The sequence below is a fragment of the Tolypothrix sp. PCC 7712 genome, assembly GCF_025860405.1.
In the GTDB taxonomy this organism is placed as follows: domain Bacteria; phylum Cyanobacteriota; class Cyanobacteriia; order Cyanobacteriales; family Nostocaceae; genus Aulosira; species Aulosira diplosiphon.
In genome coordinates this window covers 1-20156 of the sequence record NZ_CP063787.1, presented here as the reverse complement: position 1 = coordinate 20156, position 20156 = coordinate 1, and the positions used below count along the sequence as shown (strand labels likewise).

At 41.3% G+C, this 20156-nt stretch carries 12 protein-coding genes and 2 pseudogenes; 10 read left to right on the top strand and 4 right to left on the bottom strand.

What is annotated here, in order from left to right; genetic code table 11:
- Positions 1–23 precede the first annotated feature (23 nt).
- Positions 24–158, top strand: a complete 135-nt coding sequence (locus HGR01_RS37790) for a hypothetical protein (protein ID WP_255325390.1) — start codon at positions 24–26, stop codon at positions 156–158.
- Between the two features lie 564 nt (positions 159–722).
- Positions 723–3767, top strand: a complete 3045-nt coding sequence (locus HGR01_RS37785; RefSeq protein WP_081584177.1) for a CHAT domain-containing protein — start codon at positions 723–725, stop codon at positions 3765–3767.
- A gap of 263 nt (positions 3768–4030) precedes the next feature.
- Here the strand turns inward: HGR01_RS37785 and HGR01_RS37780 are convergent, their stop codons facing one another.
- Both HGR01_RS37780 and HGR01_RS37775 read right to left on the bottom strand, forming a co-directional pair.
- Complete coding sequence (locus HGR01_RS37780) at positions 4031–5233, bottom strand: AIPR family protein (RefSeq protein ID WP_045874752.1); 1203 nt, start codon at positions 5231–5233, stop codon at positions 4031–4033.
- 413 nt (positions 5234–5646) lie between these two features.
- Positions 5647–6624: pseudogene (locus HGR01_RS37775) on the bottom strand (CHAT domain-containing protein); the annotation flags it as partial.
- Between the two features lie 171 nt (positions 6625–6795).
- On the opposite strand from HGR01_RS37775, the pseudogene HGR01_RS37770 reads away from it, so the two are divergent.
- Both HGR01_RS37770 and HGR01_RS37765 read left to right on the top strand, forming a co-directional pair.
- Positions 6796–6990, top strand: a pseudogene (locus tag HGR01_RS37770) (hypothetical protein); the annotation flags it as partial.
- A 170-nt stretch (positions 6991–7160) separates the two neighbouring features.
- Complete coding sequence (locus HGR01_RS37765; RefSeq protein ID WP_096621593.1) at positions 7161–8471, top strand: IS701 family transposase; 1311 nt, start codon at positions 7161–7163, stop codon at positions 8469–8471.
- Positions 8472–8576: 105 nt separating this feature from the next.
- On the opposite strand, the gene HGR01_RS37760 is transcribed toward HGR01_RS37765, so the two are convergent.
- Positions 8577–10385 (bottom strand): Mu transposase C-terminal domain-containing protein, encoded by a 1809-nt coding sequence (locus HGR01_RS37760; protein WP_228045829.1) that lies wholly within the window; start codon positions 10383–10385, stop codon positions 8577–8579.
- 126 nt (positions 10386–10511) lie between these two features.
- Here HGR01_RS37760 and HGR01_RS37755 point away from each other — a divergent pair, with 126 nt between their 5' ends.
- From HGR01_RS37755 to HGR01_RS37730, 6 genes are all read left to right on the top strand, one after another.
- Entirely contained in the window at positions 10512–11804 is a 1293-nt protein-coding gene (locus HGR01_RS37755; RefSeq protein WP_081584134.1) for an ISKra4 family transposase, read from the top strand.
- 40 nt (positions 11805–11844) lie between these two features.
- Positions 11845–12234 (top strand): hypothetical protein, encoded by a 390-nt coding sequence (locus tag HGR01_RS37750; RefSeq protein ID WP_045873620.1) that lies wholly within the window; start codon positions 11845–11847, stop codon positions 12232–12234.
- 156 nt (positions 12235–12390) lie between these two features.
- Positions 12391–13014 carry a heteromeric transposase endonuclease subunit TnsA gene (locus HGR01_RS37745; protein WP_052335381.1) on the top strand — a complete coding sequence of 208 codons (624 nt, stop codon included), beginning with the start codon at positions 12391–12393 and terminating at the stop codon, positions 13012–13014.
- Positions 13011–15197: a Mu transposase C-terminal domain-containing protein gene (locus tag HGR01_RS37740; protein WP_045873621.1), complete on the top strand. Its 2187-nt coding sequence runs from the start codon at positions 13011–13013 to the stop codon at positions 15195–15197. The genes HGR01_RS37745 and HGR01_RS37740 overlap by 4 nt, the downstream gene beginning before the upstream one ends.
- Complete coding sequence (locus HGR01_RS37735; protein ID WP_045873622.1) at positions 15187–16737, top strand: ATP-binding protein; 1551 nt, start codon at positions 15187–15189, stop codon at positions 16735–16737. Before HGR01_RS37740 ends, HGR01_RS37735 begins: the two co-directional genes overlap by 11 nt.
- On the top strand, positions 16734–17690 hold the full coding sequence (locus HGR01_RS37730) for a TnsD family Tn7-like transposition protein (protein ID WP_045873623.1): 957 nt from the start codon (positions 16734–16736) through the stop codon (positions 17688–17690). The genes HGR01_RS37735 and HGR01_RS37730 overlap by 4 nt, the downstream gene beginning before the upstream one ends.
- A gap of 174 nt (positions 17691–17864) precedes the next feature.
- Here the strand turns inward: HGR01_RS37730 and HGR01_RS37725 are convergent, their stop codons facing one another.
- Complete coding sequence (locus HGR01_RS37725) at positions 17865–19934, bottom strand: tetratricopeptide repeat protein (protein WP_045873680.1); 2070 nt, start codon at positions 19932–19934, stop codon at positions 17865–17867.
- Between the last annotated feature and the right edge of the window lie 222 nt (positions 19935–20156).

The following is a 20156-nucleotide window of genomic DNA, read 5'->3' as shown; positions in this document are numbered from 1 at the left end:
GTAGTGTCTCGTAGAGAGGAAACTTGAGCAATAGGAGAAGCGATCGCACCGTCAAGTTTCAGGTACGTCGTGCACTAGCCCAAAATGAGGAAAAGCTTGCAGGCGTATTCTTGTCAAGCGGCTCAGGTAAAGCTTTATTGGGACTTAAACATTTTTGAGAAAGAAATAAGCCTCAAACCTTTGCAGGCTAAGGGAAATACACCAAATACCCAATAACATTTGAAACCCTGATATACCAACAAACCAATCAAAACGATGTTAAAGCCTTTTGGGCTATACGTTTGAGGCTATTTCATCGGTGTTTTTTGCCTAAGTCCCGTTATCAACTTTCTGGAACATCCAGAATTTCACCAGCCTCCTCTGCCACTGACTCAAACTGTGCGCTCGCCAAAATATAGATTTTTCTCAATGCCACTCAATTAATAATGATGAAATCACTTATGAAAAAGGGCGTTTTTAAGAAGAAAAAGTAAGCAATAGAATTTCTTATTAGCAAGACGCTGGATTTATCTGAGTTCTAGCTAGGTGCGACCGCATAACTTCCTTGCCCAGTTGTGGCTCAAGAGATTCCTGTGTATAAACTTTTTGGAATTGGTACGAAAATCTCATGTGGAAGATGAGTTAGTTGAAAAGGCTCTTAAATTTGCATAACCTCTATGTCGTGAGAGATATAGAGGTTATGCAAGTTATCTGCGCTGACAATCGCTGGAGGAGCTACTTTCATGTACTATCGTCTCAAATGCTTTACTCTTAGTACTTTGATGCTGCTTCTAACGTTTCCCGTCGTTGCTACTGAGTCGAGAACAAGGGAACACAAGGACAGAGTATCTCCTACTGTAAAATTGCCAACGCCACCAAAGAACAAACAGAATCATTTGCAATTGCACCCAGTTGCTTCACAGCAATTTCATTCAGCTAGGTTTCAGATTGCCGGGATTTTTAACGAAGATTCTGAGCGTGCTGAATTACGGCAAAAAGTAGAGAAGGACTTGCAGCTACTCTATCAAACTTTAAAGATGCAAAGAGAAAAAGGTGATCGCATTGGCGAAGCTGATACTCTTAATAAAATTGGTAGTATTTATTTCCTCACCGAAGAATATACTAAAGCACTTGAATTCCATCAACAAGCTTGGGTACTTTACGAAAAACTAGGCTACAAATCTCGCATTGCTGAAACTTTGGGCTACATAGGAGATGCTTACTTTAAAATAGGTAAATATCAAAAAGTAGAAGAACTATTTCGTCAAAAGCTGCAAAGCTTGAGAAAAGCAGGAGATGGTAAAGGCGAAAATTTCCTAATGGCAGTTATGCGAAAACATATTAAGAAGATGTGGGGACTAGCTGCTGGTTGTGGTGTAGCACGGGACTCTGAAATTGAGGAACGTCTAAGAACAGGAAAAATTTCATGGCAAGAAATTTTGGATATCTCAAAACTGAACTTGTTTATAGCCAAAGAACTTGGTAGTCCTAAATTTAATGAATGCTTTGGAACACACATGATTCTGCATGGTGTTGGTTGGTCTTATCGTAACTTAGGTCAATATTCTCAAGCCTTAGATTTTCTGCGACAAGCTATAGAAATGTCCAGAACATATGGTGATAGGCATAATGAATTATTTTTTTCTATAGACCTTGGTTTCGTTTATAGCGAATTAGGCCAGTATGATAAGGCTTTAGAAATAATTAAAACAACTCTAGTGTTAGCGGAAAAAGACGAATTTTGTCGATGTATGGGTCTTAGTAAACTAGGATTAGTGTATAAAGAAATGGGACAGTATGATAAAGCGCTACCAGTACTTCAAGAAGCTTTGTCAATGGGAGGTGATGTAGAAAAAGCAAATATATTTAATTATATTGGAGATATTTATTTAAAAACTGGGAAATATTCCCAAGCCCTAGATACCTATGAACAAGCTGCTGAGGTTGGTGTTATTACAGGAGAATATGATGTTCAAGGTTTTACTTTTAATAACATAGGTTTAGTTCATACGGAAATGGGAAATTATGCTCAAGCTTTAGAGGCTTACGAAAAATCCTTATCCCTTTTTAGACAAATAAACAATCATCCAGGTGTAAAGGAAGTTTTGATCAATATTGGTGCTTTACTAGAAAAACAGAAAAGACCTGAAGTAGCTATTGTCTTCTATAAAGAAGCTGTTAACATTACAGAAGAGATTCGCCAAGGTTTACGAGAATTAACACATAAAGAACAAGAAGCATACACGAACAAAGTTGTAGGTAATTACCGCCGTTTAGCAGATTTATTGTTATCCCAAGGAAGAATCCTAGAAGCCCAGCAAGTATTAGAGTTATTAAAAATCCAAGAAATTCGAGATTTTAGTAAAGATACTAATACTAGAGGTGAGAATCAAAAAATTGGCTTAAGTTCTGAAGAACAAAAACTGATTGATAAGTATGGTAGTTTAATAGCATTCGGTCAGAAAATTTACGATTGCAAAAAAACTAATTGTAGTCAGCTTAATGAACTAAATGCTCAACTGGAAACTTTAAATCGCCAATATAATCAAGCTACTGATAGCTTTATCGTCGCAATTCGAGAACGTAAAGGGAAAGATGATGCTTTCTTCGATCCAAGAAGACTGAGTTACGCACAAAAAATTGTGGAAGCACAACCAAACACAGTTCTAATTTATCCTTTTGTGCTGCCAGAAAAAATTTGGATACTTTGGATTTCTGCGGGAGGCGTGGTGAAAAGTGTTGAAGTCCCTAATACAGGGCAACTTCAATTAGGTAAAACAGTTTTAAGATTTCGGCAGTTAATTGATAATCAATTCTCTGATATTGGCGAAGTTCAAGCGACAGGGAAACAACTTTATGATTTGCTAATTAAACCTGTAGAAGAGGAATTAAAAGCAAATAAAGTGCAAAATTTAGTGTTTGCCCTTGACAGCGTAACCCGCTATATTCCTATGAGTGCTTTGTATGATGGTAAAAAATATTTGGTGGAAAATTACAACATTTCCACTGTGCTATCTGCGGAGTTAACAGATACAAGCGATCGCCTACCCATCGGCACACAAAATAACCCGGTTTTAGCTTTAGGATTATCAAATGCTGTTGCTGGCTTTCCTCCCTTACCAAATGTGCCAACCGAATTGCAAGCAATAGTCAAAACAAACAGCAAGAATAGCAAAGGGATTTTTCCGGGTTTAGAGTTTCTCAACCAAGATTTTAACCGCACAGCGTTGCGCGATCGCTTGAATGGGCGCAAAATTTTACACATTGCTACTCACGGTCAATTTGTACCCAATAACTTTTTAGCTTCGTTCATCCTCTTGGGAACGGGTGAAAAATTTACTGTTGATGATGTTAGAAACTTACCAAACTTAGGTGATGTGCATTTAGTAGTACTGAGTGCTTGCCAAACAGCCCTCGGTGACGCTATGCAAGACGGTGTGGAGATTTCGAGTATATCTTACTACTTCTTAAATCGCGGTGCTAAAGCAGTCATGGCTTCCCTGTGGCTTGTCGATGATCAAAGCACTAGCGAGTTGATGAAGAATTTCTACAGTAACTTAGCGAAGGGCACAACCGAGAAACCCATAACAAAAGCAGAAGCTTTGCGTCAAGCCCAACTCAGCTTACTGCATAGTAAAGACTCCAACAAAAGAAATCTTGCCGATCCACGCGGTGGGATTGTTCCTCAACCTAAACCAGGGGTAACTCCCAGAACCAACCAAATCGAACGTAATTTTTCACACCCATACTACTGGGCACCTTTTATTTTGATTGGCAATGGTTTGTAACTATTAGCTAAGTCTCTTTTCTTTCTTATCTTAGCCATTACTGAGCCGCGACCGGGCAAGAAAGGTGCGAAATAATGCCTGCAGAGACTTTTGATTAATAAGGCTTTTGAGCAGTTAACACAACTTACTGCTTACTTTTTGCTTACTCCTACTCCATCCCATAATAAAAATTCTCATAATTATGAAATTTGCATTGAAGTGATGCTTTTTTGGAAAGCGCATTTTGCAATCGAAGTCTAACAATACGCTTTCCACCATAGTAATCAATTCACTAGTTTCAAATCTTCGCGCTTGGTGTTTGAGCCAACCATCTTGATCAACTGCTGATTCAAGTAACTTTGCGCTGAAACATAAAGGTTATCCCAAATTACCGGATTGCGGCAGATTTTAGTCCCAACTGTATTCCCGGCTAATTTTTCTGACACCAAGTATTTCCTGTAATAGTTAATCCACAGATGTTGCAGAAAATCAAGAGCGAACTCATCAAAAGGAATAATCCAATTGTACTGTTCGTCCAAAAACACTCGATAAGCAGCAACAATGGGCATAGCAATATCAGCAGGTGCGCTAAACCCAAAAGAATATCGGCTATCGGGCAAGAGCGTATTCTTGCGTGGGTCAATTGAGGCTAAGTCAATGATTCCTTTCTTTCTTGGCTTGGTGATATGTTCCTCAATAGTCTTAAACAATTGTTGTTCAATCCACAATGCTTTTGGCAGTAGCGGCAGTAATTTCGATAGTCTTTGTCTTTCCGCTTCACTCAATGAAGGTGTATTGCTCACAGGTGGGTGTTTGGTTCTGCTCTTAGCGTCTGGGTTGTATTTGTTTCTATCCAGGCAGTTCATCAGCTTAATTAAATGGTTGACGTTGCACTGGGGACTTTTGGGCGCACCGCTTTGGTTTTGGTAATAGGCGATGCGGAATTTGGTTTCTTGGTCACGCTCTAGTTGCGCTAGAAATTGTTTGATGAATTTATAATCACCCCTAGCGTTTACCTTTGAGCGCGCATCCACTGGGGCAGATGTATTGGATGCTAAAGCGATATCTTTGGCTTCATCCTCACTTAGCCCAATATGAATAGTAACTTTAACCCTGGCTTTGGAGAGGTCAAAGTTGTAGCCTCTGGCCTGTTGAAAAGCCAAAACTGTATGCCCCCCGTTAATAATGCCATCGCTACCACCTTCTTGTGCCTCAAGGATTTCTAACTCTAGCTGTGTCTTTTTACTGTTAGGCTTAACCTTATTTGCACACAGCACGATTCCGCTATGCCGCTCAAAGAATTTTTCGGGTTCAGTGGTCAATGAGTCGTAGATTTGTCTGTAAGTGGAACTTTTGCGGTTAGGTTCTCTGATATTTGGCTCTAATGGAAGGTCAGTGGGAAAGGTGTCTACATGGGCGGTAGCGACAATGCAGTTAGAATTTGCATTGAAATACTGATCTACTTTTAATGCCCAATTTTTTGGCATAGTTCTCTTGTGTAATTTTGCAGTGCATATTATTGAAGAATACAAAATTCCACAAGTATTGGAAAACATGGCGCTGATGTGGGTTGATTAAGCCAAGATTTGCAATTGAGGGTAAAAAGGCGATCGCATCAGCGCCAGTTATCAATAATTTTTGGGATAAACGTTTTGGCAAGATATTTTCGCATACATTACAAAATTATTCTTTTAAACGCTTATGGAAAATTTTCCACAAGCGTTAGCTGATATGAATGCTGGGAAATCCAATAATTCTTAAAGTGTTTTTATTGGCTTGAGTTTTCACAGTGCGATCGCCACAGTGTCTCCAACACTATGCTGTGAATATTGACAAACACTGTCAGGATATAGCGATCGCAAAAACGTCGTTAGCTGGCGACACCAAATAACTGGAGTTCTCACTCAGCTTCCCCAATCAAAGTAAATGCAGCCCAAGCGCTAGGATGAGGATGCTGTTTCATCGTTACCAACATCGCTTGACGCAGTGCTTGTGCTTTATCTGGATTTTTCTGTAACTGGCGGTAAAACTCCTCCATTAATAATGCCGAAGGACTATCGGGAATTGACCATAGTGTGACAATCACACTGGGCGCACCGACAGAAATTAAGGCGCGAGATAAACCAATGACACCATCGCCGGTGAGTTTACCTTGGGCGGTATCGCAAGCACTTAATACAACTAATTCGGCGTTGATGGTTAAATCTAAAATTTCATTGCCAGTCAGCAAGCCGTTATCTTTACCATCAGGGGCGAGAGCTACCGCACCGGGGACACCTAAACCTTTAAAATCATCAAGTAAGCCGTGGGTAGCTAGATGAATAAATCTCGCTTGCGGTAATTTTTGAATAAATGCGGCTTTGGTTGCATCTTTACCTGTGATGGCTTTGGTGTTTAACAGTTGCGCTATTTGTTTAGCTTCCGTTTCCGCACCAGGTAGATTTTGTAATTGTTGCGGTGCTTCGCCAATTTTAGGGGGAACGCTAGGCATGATCGGATTACCCATAACTAGGGCTTGATTACCAGAAACTTTCTGCCGTTGTTTGTGAGTTAAATCTAATACTTGAATTGATGGTGCAGTGAGGATAGTGTGTTTTTCAATTAAATATTTACCTTGCTTATCTTGTAAAGCAGCGAAGGGAACAAGAAATAAAGATGATTGGGGTATAAATGTTACACGGTCATCAGGATTTTTTGGTAGCAAGTCAGCAATGGGATTAATTAATAATTCGTGAAGTCGTTGAAAGCGTTGTTTAACTTGAGCTGGATTGGGGTTGTGAGTAACTTTAATTCCCCGACCTCTAACGCCTATTGACTCGCGGCTGTTGGTGACTAATTGAGCTAAGGTTGTATTTTCTTTTTGCCATAAAGGTTTAAGTGTTACTTGAAGGATAAAGTGGCAACAACTGCCACTTTATTCTTCACCATATAGGCTGCCAAGATATAGTTCATAAAACATATCTGAGTAATAAAATGAAAACTATCACTCGCTTTTCCGTGTAATACATGGGAAGATAGAAGTTTATCAAACGGTGTAATACACGGAAATATGACGCTCAAACGGGATATCCAGGGGAAGTTCGCGCTTAAAAATGATGATTACCGAGAAGTACGTTCCTTGAGATTAACTGACAACACCTGGAAGGCATTAGGGATTGTGGCAGAATGCTACGGTTTGACTAGGGCAGACTATTTAGAAAAAATTGTGAGAAATAACAAACTACCAAGTATTACACAGTCCGAGTCAGAATAGCACCGTGTAATACGCGGGTAAACTACCGCTTAACCATGTATTACACGGGAAGGTAGGTATTGCTCTGTGCTGCTATTGCTCAACTAACCAACTCTTAACCCTGTTTTGTCACTCTGGCAGTAGTATAATAAGGTAAAAATGCTAGAACCAAGACACAGAGCATGGTACAGCCCCGTCCAGCCGCACCAACAGTCAAATTTGTGGACGAATATTGCCAGTGGTATAAAAGTCTGTTTCCAGATGTTAGGAGTTTCGAGGCTTTTAAATATCTCCATGTAGGCTGCATTTCTGATCTAAAACGTAAAACATTGCCAGAAATAGCAAAAATCGTAGGATTAGATAACCAGCAAGGGTTGCATCATTTTCTAACTACATCACCTTGGGATATAGAAAAGTTAAGAACCTTAAGGTTAGAGTTAATTTTACAAGTGCTAAAAGGTAGACCAATCATTTTAATTATTGATGAGACAGGGGATAAAAAGAAAGGGAGCAAGACAGATTATGTGAAACGGCAGTATATAGGAAATTTGGGAAAAACAGATAATGGAATTGTGGCAGTGACAGTATATGGTGTTTTCTGTGGGATGACATTTCCATTACTGTTTGAAGTGTATAAACCCAGGGAAAGATTACAGGCAGGAGATAAGTACCGCACTAAACCAGAAATAGCAGCAATACTGATAAAAAAGCTACAATCAATGGGTTTTAAATTCAACTTAGTACTTGCAGATAGCTTATATGGAGAGAGTGGTAAGAATTTCATATCTGTATTAGATGAACTAAACTTGAACTATATAGTAGCGATTCGGTCAAATCATTATGTAGAAATACTTCCACGACAACATATTCAATATTTAAAGTGGCAGAAGTTTCAAAGGGTATTCTCTGACTTGAGTCGGGAAAATCGATTTATTAGAGAAATTATTCCGGGAAAACGTGGAGAACTTAGATATTGGCAAATTACTACAGATCCAGAAAATTTGCCTGATAACACTACTTGGTATGTGATGAGTAAATATCCAGACATTACGCCAAGAGAAGTTGGAAATTTTTACGGTTTAAGAACTTGGGTCGAGTACGGGTTAAAACAAAGTAAGAATGAATTAGGTTGGTCAGATTTTCGCCTGACTCACTACCCAGATATTGAGCGATGGTGGGAAATTATTTGCAGTGCTTATTTAATGGTTAGTCTGCATTCGGAGCAACTGTTTCAGTCTCCATCACAACGAGAGTCAAAATTTGTTTCACATCCTTGGTGGGATAATGGAAATGGCTGGAAGAACATTCTTAACAATCTTCGTTTGATTATTCAACCTTTTACTTTATTTAATCTGATATATCCCTGGTTAACGGTTTTTCCTATTCCTCAATTAGCTTTGGGTTTTTTTAAACTTCAATCTATTATTTATAGCCTCACCAGTTCAATTTTTATATCCCTGATTCACCCTGATTTCTACTTTTCCTCTGCCTAGAGTGACAAAAGAGGGCTAACTGCGGGTGGGACACTGCATATTCTTTAAAGCGGGTTAGCTTTTCATTGGCTGCAACTGTCAGGTTGCCATGAAGCCAGTTTTCCATCAACGATACTCCTCAAACACAGGCAGGCGAGAAATCTCCACAGTTTCTATCACTGTCGCTAGTTCTGTTGGGGGGCTTGGTTCTGTGGGGATGATTGTTTCTGTAGTCGGCAAAACTTTAGACTTAGTGGCTATGGCTTCAAGTACCTGTTTTCCCTCTAGGTCACGTAATCGTTGCAATAGCAAAGCTTCATGTTCTTGGGCATTGAAAAGAAAGTCTGCCAGCCGTTTAGCGGAGATTGAAGTTCTTGTTTTCGTTAGCTTCCCAAATTGTTTGATTTCTTGAGATGCCAGCAATAGTTCTTTTTCTGAGCGTCCCGAAAAGGTGCTGTAATACTGAGAAATACATTTAACCCAACGTCCTTGGACATAAGCGTAAGCTACCCCCATATCAAATGGGTCATAACGAACACTGACTTTGGTACGTTCTACTTCCGGGTTGCGAAAAGCATCACTCCAGTAATAGAGGTAGTTGACTTTAATTCCCTTTCCAGGCTGCACTAACGCATGACCCAATTTGGTACTAGGGCGGGTCATCATCAAAAACTCTTCATTGTAAGGAATCAGGCGATGTTCCCTTTCCCCTGTTTCAATGAGTCCCATTGCATAAGCGGCTCGTGGTGTCATGCCCAAAGCTGTGTGTTCGTTTTGGTCATAAACCTGATAAGCCCATTGGGTTAGGTAGGTGTACAAAGAAGCCAGTGTCCAAACAGCAAGTTGTTTGGGGTTGATAGCTTTGGTCAGTTGACGTGGTTGTTTGCTGGCTTGAGTATTTCCTAGTAGGTTGAAGATGAACTCAGTATTAGTCGTACCAAACAATCGTTCAATTACTGAACCAAACCGGGGTTTAGCACCAGGACGAGTCTTTTTAATACAGTGGTAACGTGCTAATAAAGTATCAAAATAGACGCTGTTGAATTCTTTTCCTCCATCTACTACCACTGCTTGTGGTAAGCGACTAAATCTCTGAACAAGTAGGCGTAATCCCATCATGCAGGAGCGGTAACTTGGGGCATCAAACGTCAGATAAACTGCTAAGATGCTGCGGGAGTAAGCATCAATCAACATAGTTAGCCAAGGTCGTCCTAAGTTACGCCCTGTAGCTGAACAGCGTAATTCAATATCAAGCTGGGTATGGTCGATGTGGACAATAGCTAAGGGACGGTCTCCATGTCGGGGGGTACTCAGGGTTAGCTCCCATAGCCAAGGCTGTTGTTGATAAGCGGCTTTTGCTCCCTGACGTTTTTCTATTTGAGTGGGTGAGCGGCGTTGCTTGAGGCGTTGATAGAATGTACGTACAGAAAGTGGTTGAATGTTTTGTTGAGAGCAAGCTTGTAAATATGACCGATATACGCTCAGGGCTGGTGCAAGCCTGGGTGTCTCAAAATATTCTGTAATTAAGGTATCGAGTAATTCCCGTGTGGCTGTTGGGGCTTTGGGTGTGCGGTTGCCTCGTTGGGCTATTTTTGGCAACAAACCAACATACCCGCAGCCGTAGTTGGCTTGCGCCTCACGGAACTGCTTGACCCAGCGCCTCAAGGTGCGAAGGGCAATGTCTTTATATACATCTGGCTGGTGTTCAAGATACGCTTGAACTAAATGAAATCTGCGGTTGGCTTCTTTAAGATGGGCAGGACTAGCCGCATCCATTACTGAACGCACTTGTGCTGAATCTGTCTGTGTAGTGGATGCTGCACTGATGTTGATAGCTCCAGTCTCAAGTAACTGAAGAAAAAAGCCTGTTGGCAATTGCATTGGTTGCCCAATCTCCGGCAAGAGTGTTGTGGTTGTCTCACCGAAATTGACCAATGTCCAAAACCTTCCATCCCACAACAGTTTTGTGTTAGTAACGGGTGAACGAAAAAAGGTGTGGGAGAGTAGTTAGCGGATTTAATACGCTAACATAGCTCTTGATGCGATGCAACCAAACTACCCATGAACAACCTCCAATCAATTCTGTCTCACATTCATGACACACTCAATTCCTTACCGGAGTGGAACCATTTAGAAGAATTTGTGCGCGAATTCTACAGTATGTGGCTAAAATTAGGGAACGAGGTGCAAAAAAGCTTATTTCAAGCCAAAATAGAAGAAAAAGAAGCCCAATACTCACATCCGAGAACTAAACGAGAAAAAAGATATTACACTCCATTAGGTGAAATGGTTCTTGTACGTAGAGCTTACGTTACAAGAGATGGTATTAAGGTCAAGGTTGATGAAGAGTTAGGTCTACCAAAAGATAAATGGCTACCAATGGTATTAGAATTAGCCTGCGCTTTGGGAATCAGTAGTGAGTTTCCTAACTCTCACTCCTTGTTTCAAAAATGGACAACGTTAGAGTTAGCAGAAAAAACTTTAGCTAATCAAGTAGAAAAAATCGGAAATGAACTACAAACACAAGAGTTCGATGGAGAATGTTTGCCAGACACTTCTTCAGAGTTTGAAGTCCCTAATTTAGAGGATGAGCCACCAGATTTATTATATGTGGGAGTTGATGGAGTCATGACTCCCTTGAATCAAAAACAAGGATATAAAGAAGCAAAAGTTGGTGTAATTTTCTGGAGTAAAGACCATCAAAAAGTTGGTAAAAAAAGAGGTGTGATCCGGGAAAGGGAATATGTAGCTACTTTAAAATCGCGGAGAGAATTTAGGGATAGAGTCTCCCATTTATATCATCAAGTAGCTCTTACAAAACCCACAAAAACTGTAGTGATTGGTGATGGCGCACATTGGATTTGGTCGATGGCATCAGAACAATTTCCAGGTTCGGTGGAAATTCTCGACTTTTTTCATCTCTCAGAATATGTGTGGTCAGTGGCGAAAGCCGCTTATCCGAATAAAGAAGACACTCAAAAAGATTGGGTGAAAACCCAACAACAATTACTGAAGAAATCTGAATGGACTACAGTAATTGAAAATTGTCATCAATTCCCAAAAAAGAAGAAAGATTTAACCAAAGCAATTACCGATTTAGAGCGTTATTTAACTAATAATCAAAGTCGAATTGATTATCGCTCTTATTTAAAAGCTGGTTTAATGATTGGTTCAGGAGTTGTTGAAAGTTCTAATCGGCGTGTGGTTACACAAAGATTAAAACAAGCAGGTATGCATTGGTCTTTTTTTGGAGCCGAAGGAGTTATGGCTCTTAGGGCAGCATATTTAAGTTCTTCTGAGCGATGGTCAAATTTTTGGTCATCCTTATCTTACAATCAAATTAAGTTAGTGTAAGATTCACGCTAACCTTGGACTTTTAAGCTTGTATTTAATAGTGGTCAAAACAAGAGAACAGAGTCTTTCAGATTTAGCACACAGAGTAGAACTTTTAATTGCCAAAAGAGAAGAAATCAACCAAGAAATCTCTACTCTTAACAAGAGTGATGTAGCTTTTTCTGGTTGTTGGATTGTTCGTTACCGCGCCAAAGGTAAGGGCGGAGCTTATTGGTATTACAAGTGGCAATCAGGATCACCTATCTTTGTTACCAAAAATGGTAATAAAAGTTGTCATCAATATATTGGTAAAGCAGGTAGTCCAGCTTTCTTAAAAGCAGTTGAGATGATGAAAAATCGGACAAAAATCGAAGCGTTAAACCAGGTGCTTCATACACTAGAGCTAGGACTCAATGACCTAGTTGAAGAAGCGGCAAGATTTCAAAAATAATTCATATCGAAGTAAGAGTTAACATCTACATCAGTCAGAGCTTAGTTAGCGTAAATGATACGCTAACTCGTTTTTTCTTCCCCACACTTTTTTTCGTTCACCCATGAATTATTTAGCTCCTTAGAGCTGCGCTACTTTTATCTTCTTGATTGGTCAGTGTTAGTCGCAGATATTCGAGAACAGTACCCATTACTGCCTTTAGAAGAGACACAAGAAATTGCCCAGCAATTGAATATCCGACACCCAGCCAATCCGCGAACAAAAGACCCAATCGTCATGACAACGGATTTTGTAGTGACAGTTAACCAATCAATAGGAGTCACAGAACAAGCTCGGACAGTAAAACCAAAAGAAAAATTGTCATCAGCACGAGTATTAGAAAAATTGGAGATAGAGCGTCTTTACTGGCAAGGACGAGGAATTAGCTGGGGAATTGTCACAGAAAATGAAATCAGTAAAGCATTTGCAGATAACGTCGCTTGGATACATCCATTTCGCCACCCCAGTAGCCTATCACTAACAGAAATAGAGATTGAGCAAATCAGCTATGTGCTAACTCAACAGGTGATGCAAACTGATACTCCATTAGCAGCAATTACTACTGATTGTGACAACCAATTGGGTTTACCACCAGGGACAAGCCTTTGTGTCGCTCGTCATTTGCTAGCGTCCCGACATTGGATAGTCGATATGAATAGAGCAATCCAGCCACGAGAGCCACTGCTGCTGTTAAAAGTGTCACCTCAAGTATCCGAATTACAAATGGGAGAAGTAGGATGAGTTTCGGCAAAAATCTGCTACTAGAATGGCTAGACGACAGCAAATGCAATCGCATTGAAAGAATTTTGTGGTTGAATTTGGGCAACAATGATGTAGTTACCATTGAACTGAACAATACCACTGCACTCCCAATGTGGCAAAAATGTTCAGAGATAGAAATTGCCTTGGCAGCCAACGCCGTCCAGATTTTAGAAGTTGACCCGTATGTCGTATGGGTGCAAAAGGAAGAAGAGATTGATGAAAAGCATAAACAGCACCGCGATGAGGCTTGGCAAGTAATTGAGCCTCTGATTGAAAAAGGTGAGCAAATCTTCATTCGGACTATTCGCGGTCGGTTGGTTGCAGATACCGTTGTCAAGACAGGACGAACATCAGCAACTATTTACAACTACTTACGGCGTTATTGGCAAGGTGGACAAGTAAAAAATGCCTTACTTCCTCGCTTTGACCAATGCGGTGGTTCTGGGAAGTTGCGACAGAACAATCACCGTAAACGAGGTCGTCCAAACAAACTCACACTGGGAGAACAGCAAGCAATAGGTGTGAATGTTGACCAACAAGTCAGAGAATATTTTCGCCGAGGGATTCAACTGTTTTATGAAACCCGTAGTGGGAGAACACTCAAGCAAAGTTATCAACTAACCCTAGAAAAATTTTTTCATCAGGGATATGAAACGATTAACGGTGTGTTAGTGCCAATCTTACCGCCTGCCGAGGAACTGCCAACCTACGCTCAATTTTACTACTGGTACAAAAAAGACCGTGATTTATGCCGCACACTCAAATCTCGTGTCGGCGAACATCGATTTAATCTTCGTCATCGTGCTGTTACGGGAAATGCGACCAACATTGCCAGTGGCCCCGGCAGCTTGTATCAAATTGATGCGACTATTGGCGACATTTATTTAGTTAGTTCATTAGACCGAAATCGGCTCATCGGTCGCCCAGTGATTTATCTGGTAGTTGACGTTTTCAGCCGTTTAATTGTAGGTTTTAGCGTCAGCTTGGAAGGCCCTAGTTGGTTGGGAGCAATGTTAGCACTGGAAAATGCCACTGCAAATAAGGTGAAATTTTGCCAAGAATACGGCATTGAGATCACTGAGGCTCAGTGGCCTAGTCATCATCTACCAGAAGCTATCCTGGCTGACCGGGGAGAACTACTCAGTAACAATGCTAATAATCTAGTAAATGCTTTGGGTATTCGAGTAGACAATACTCCGCCCTTTCGCCCAGATTGGAAACCTATAGTCGAGCGTTACTTTCGACTCAGTAATGACAAGCTGATACATTGGATGCCTGGGGCTGTTCATCAAACTTACGAACGGGGTGACAAGGATTATCGATTAGATGCTGTTTTGGATCTTAACCAGTTTCGCAAGTTGATGCTGCTTTGTATCCTCGACCATAACAATCAACATCGATTGGATACTTATCCAGCAAATGAATATATGATTGCAGATGGTGTTGAACCATATCCGATTAACTTATGGCACTGGGGCGTTCAAAATCAAGGTTGTCCAAGGGTAATGCCAAGAGAAATTGTCAGGTTAAATTTATTACCAACTGACAGTGCCTCTGTCACCCATCAAGGAATTTACTATCGCGGTCTGTTTTATACTTGTGAACTGGCAGTGCGAGAGCAATGGTTTATCAAAGCCAGATTAGAAGGTAGATGGAAGCTCTCGATTGCTTATGACCCGCGCCAAATTGATACCATCTATTTACGTAATGAAGGTGGTAAACGGATGGAAGTCTGCCATCTTCTGCCCGTATCGAAGACTTTCACTGGACGGGATTGGCACGAAGCAACAGATTATTTGGCATTAAAACAACAACGTCAACAAGTTGCTCAAACCCGCAGTCAAAGGAGTCAAGCGGTTTTCCATGCTACTGTCGAGGAAATTGTTTGTGAAGCTAGCACTCAAACTGAGGCGGCACGTTGTGACCTGAATCCTCACAAGCGGGTGAAAAATATTCGCTCGTCACGGCAACTGGAGCGTGACCATGAGCGGCTAAGTGGAGCAGACTACTTTAGACCAGAAGTATCTGACAACGCCCAAAGAGTCGTACCCATAGTTAGAGATAGTCAACTTGAGGGTGAAGAACAGGAGTATGTTCCACCCCCACAACCCTTTGATAAATTGCGTCGGTTACGTGAGGAGAGTTGGAATAATGACTCCTGAGCCAGCCCACTCGCCACATCTGCTAGTGTTTCGGGGTAGAGAAGTCTTTGCCCAGTATAATCCCGAACAAATTTCTATTTACCGTGATAATCCTCTAATTGAGGCACTGCCCCCTTTATTAACCGAAGAACAAGCCTTCATTTCGCTGTCTTTACTTCCCAGATATGATGCACAAGAGCGATTGCTACCTAATCACGAGCGTCTGCACTTAATTCAGGAGGTATTGCAATTTTTTCAACCTCTGCCAGTACACATAGATTTAGAACAGCGATTTGCTCGTCTAATTCGGAGTGGGTATCGCGCCCGCAACCCTGCTAGCCGTGAGTTCTTTCATGATATCAGCCAAAAGGTAGAAGCTCTTGTAACTAACCAAGTACCACCTAGTCGCTTACGCTCTACTGCCAATGGCTTTACCATAATTGGTATGAGTGGTGTAGGCAAGACAACAGCCGTTGAATCGGTTTTGCAACTCTACCCCCAAGTAATTAATCACAGTTATTACCGCAATCGTGACTTTACCCTAGGACAAATTGTCTGGCTAAAACTCGATTGCCCTTTTGATGGTTCTATCAAGGGATTGTGCTTGAACTTTTTTCAAGCAGTTGATGATCTCCTTGACACTTCTTACTACCAGCACTACGCCGGCAAGGGACGGCGAACTGTAGATGAGTTAATTCCAGCAATGGCGCGGGTTGCCTCACTTCATTGTTTAGGAGTGCTGGTAATTGATGAACTCCAGAATTTGAGCGAAGCCAAGAGCGGCGGACACAAGAAAATGCTCAACTTCTTCGTCGGATTAATCAACACAATTGGCTTACCCGTTGTTTTAGTTGGCACTTATAAGGCTTGGTCTGTTCTCAGTGGTGAGTTTCGGCAAATGCGCCGGGGAACAGGACAGGGTGATTTACTTTGGCATCCCATGCCGGAGAATGATACTTGGCAGTTCTTCATAGAATCTTTGTGGCGGTATCAATATACTCTTTACCCATGTCCACTCAACCCTCAACTGGCACATACTTTGTATTACGAAACACAAGGTATCACTGATTTTGCAATTAAGGTTTATATGTTGGCTCAAATTCGAGCTATTACTACTGGTAAGGAAAAGGTAACAGAAGCTATTATTCGTTCTGTTGCCAAAGATTGCCTGTGCTTGGCTGCTCCTGTCCTTTCTGCTCTCAAACGAGGAGATAAAGTGGAGTTGCAGAAGTTTGAGGATGTATATCTAGTTGATATCGAACCTTACTTTCAAGAAGCTGCTGAGAAATTAACGTTACAAGTTATCAATGGTAGTGTAAAAGAAAACACTCCTAATGAGTCTACTGTTGCTAATTCACAAGCTGACAGTTGCCCTAAAAAACCGCCACACGCTAAACCCTCAACATCTTTTGGTAGCCAGTCTGTGAAACCTGATGAATCAGGACTGCCGGAGATTGTAGCGTCAGGAGTCAAGCAGAAGGTTGGTGCTTACGAATCGTTACAACGAGCAGGATTCATTAAAGCGGCAACAGAGTATCTTTTCGAGGATATTTCTGGATGATTGGCTTATTTCCCGACCCTTTTAGAGATGAATTGCTCTACAGTATGTGCGGACGTTACCACGACTATATGCAGTATCCGAGTAAAAATGCTGTAGCCATTGAATTACAAGGTTATTATGCAGCAAAGGCGGTAATTGATTTACCCTGGAATCTCGATAGGCTAGTTGCGGTATTGCCTAAAGGACATCGTTATACCGTAGAGCGTTTGGTCAATCGCCATACTCTGTTTCCCCTGTACAGTCCTTTTTTTAACCCGGAAGAACAAAATTACCGCCTACAATTAATGAGAAATTCTGGGGGTTCATGGTTCTATCAAATCTTTGGATTGTTCAAGGTTGCTATTCCATTTCCTTATTCGCTAAGATTTTGTCCTTTGTGTGCTGTGGAGGATGAGCAAGAATTTGGCGAACCTTACTGGCATCGACTTCATCAAGCTCCTGGTGTAGAAGTCTGCCCCACTCACCAAGTATTTTTGGTATCTAGTGATCTTAATCCACGAAGGCATCAACCAGTCTATGAGTTTGTCTCTGCAAACAGGGTAATACAAACAATTCCCTCACCAACAGATGTTAATCTCAATAATTCTTCTCACCAAGTCTTGTTAACCCTTGCGACTGATAGTGCTTGGTTGCTGAATCAGCCCTATAACTCTAATTGCTTGGAATCGATATTAAAGCGATATTTTTATCTCATCTCTCAAAAACTTGGTGCTAACAAAAATCGCCGGGACAGGGAGATGGAGTTATTAAGTTTGCTTAAGCAGCACTACTGTAGAGATTTACTACAACAACTTAAATGTCCACTTGAACTGCCGAATCCTCAGAAAAGTTGGTTGTTTAAGTTACTGCAACCCCAAAGCACTTGTAGTCCTGTTCACCATCTGCTGTTTATGCAATTTTTGGGCTGGAGAGCCGAAGCATTTTTTCAAATTCCTCTGGAAACGACACAATAGCTATAAATGCTATACCGAGCTTCGATTTATGCAATATTTTAAGACTTTATTATTTTAGACTTCTGTAGTCTCAGCATTTCTCTTCATCAAAGTTTAGGACTTTATTCTTTCCAGATTCTGGAGATAGACACGTAAAATCAAGTTTTTGCGTCTCTGAAATTTCAAGACTTTATTTTAAACGTACAGGAAGGTAACTTCACCTGTAGGTTTGATTACCCAAATGTAGAGTTCTGATTCCTTAATTTGTGGTTTACCCTGAACTTTGATCTCACCATTAATAATTGAATATTCAACCAGAGTAGCATTTTGTTGTTTGGCGATTTGTTGCAGTAGGGATATTGTAGGTTGATCAACAGGATTTTCGAGGATTCGTCCTGTAGTTTTGCTAGAAAAGCGAGAAGCTAATAACTCTACAAATGCCCTACTACGTCCCCGCTCAGAAATTTCTAGAGCTTCCTTAGTTTTATTTTGAGCAATCAGGACTTGTTGCAGTATGGGGTAAGTTTTAGCTTGAACCTCAAAAATTGAGATTTTGTAGCTATCATTTTTACCCAATCTTCCTCTAAGAGATTCCCAAACTTCAATGCCAGTATAGAGGGTTTTTTCAGCTTCTTGGAGATTGCCTGCTTTGTAGAGAGTTAATCCTAAATTATTCAGACTTATTCCTTCTCCAGTGAGGTCTTTGATTTCACGCGCCATTGCCAATCTCTGCTTCTGATATTCAATCGCCTTGGCGTAGTCTCCCAGTGCATCGTAAGCAAGTCCCAAACTACCTAGAGCTTTCCCCTCTCCGTTTCGGTCTTTAATTTTCCGCGCGATCACCAAATACTGTTGCTGGTATTCAATAGCCTTGGTGTAGTCTCCTAGAGCATCGTAAGCATTTCCCAGATTACCCAGAGACTGCCCTTCCCCTTTGAGGTCTTTAATTTCCCGTGCGATCGCCAAACTTGAGGAGTGGTATTCAATGGCTTTAGGGTAGTCCCCTAGAGCATAGTAGGCATTTCCCAGATTACCTAGAGCATTCTCCTGCCCTTTGCGGTCATTGATTTTCTGTGCGATCGCCAAATACTGCTGGTGAGACTCAATCGCTTTGGTGTATTCTCCCAAGGAGAAGTAAGAATTTCCCAGATTGCCCAGAACTGCTCCCTCATCTAGGCGGTCATTGATTTCCCTTTTAATCGCCAAACTTTGCTGGTAATAATCAATTGCCTTGGCATATTCTCCCAGATAATAGTTAAGATTTCCCAGATTGCCCAGAGCATTCCCTTCCCCGTTTCTGTCTTTGATTTCTCTAGCAATAGCCAAACTTGAGGAGTGGTACTCAATCGCTTTGGTGTAATCTCCTACGGATTCGTAAGCATTTCCCAGATTACCCAGAAATGTCCCCTCCGTGTAGCGGTCTTTGGTTTCCCGCGCGATCACTAGACTCTGCTGGTAGTACTCAATTGCTTTGGCGTATTCTCCCAGATCAGAATAAGCAAGTCCCAAATTACCCAGAGACTGCCCCTCTCCTTTGCGGTCGTTAATTTCCCGCGCGAGCGCTAGACTTTGCTGCTGATACTCAATCGCCTTAGCATAATTTCTCAACTCATAGTAAGCAACTCCTAGATTGCCTAGAACATTCTCCTCTCCTTTGCGGTCTTTGATTTCCCGCGCCATCACTAAACTCTGCTGGTAGTGCTCAATTGCCTTAGTGTAATCTCCCTGGTTCTTGTAAACAATTCCCAAATTGCCCAGAGATCTCCCCTCGCCTTGGCGGTCTTTGATTTCCCGCGCGATCGCCAAACTCTTCTGGTAGCAATCAATTGCCTTGGCATAGTTTCTGAAGGATAAGTAAGCATTTCCCAAACCACGCAGAGTATGCCCCTCACCTAAGCGGTCTTTGATTTCCTGTGCGATCAGCAAACTCTGCTGGTTGTAATTAATCGCTTTGGTGTAGTCGGCCAGCTCATAGTAAGCAGCCCCCACTCCACGCAGAGTATCCGCCTCACCTTGACGGTTTTTTATTTCTCGATAGATAATCAGCGCTTGTTGCCAAGACTGTAATGCAGCTTCAAATTGACTGATTTGATACTGCTCTTTACCTTGCTTTAGCAACCTGTCTGCTTCGGCTTTGCGATCCGCTTGTGTTTGCGCTAGTACTCGTAATTCTCCTGGTGAGGCCCAAAGGCTGAAATTTATCGGAGTGGAAGCCGTGGCGATAACCAGAGCCAGGAAACTCAGACTAATGTTGTGAAAACGCATACTGAATGAAGAATCAATTATAAAGTTAAGGTTGGGCAGGGTAATCATCGGGCTTAAGTAATTAACTTAAGCCTTTTGAATAGGTAAAAATGCTAAAGATTTGATGAATTTGGCTAAATTTTGGGATAATTCAACCGTAATATCACTGTTATTTGATGGATTACTGTTATGTAGCTCCCAGCAGGATGCGGGGTATGCAGTCTTGAAGTGAAGCGAATGTAA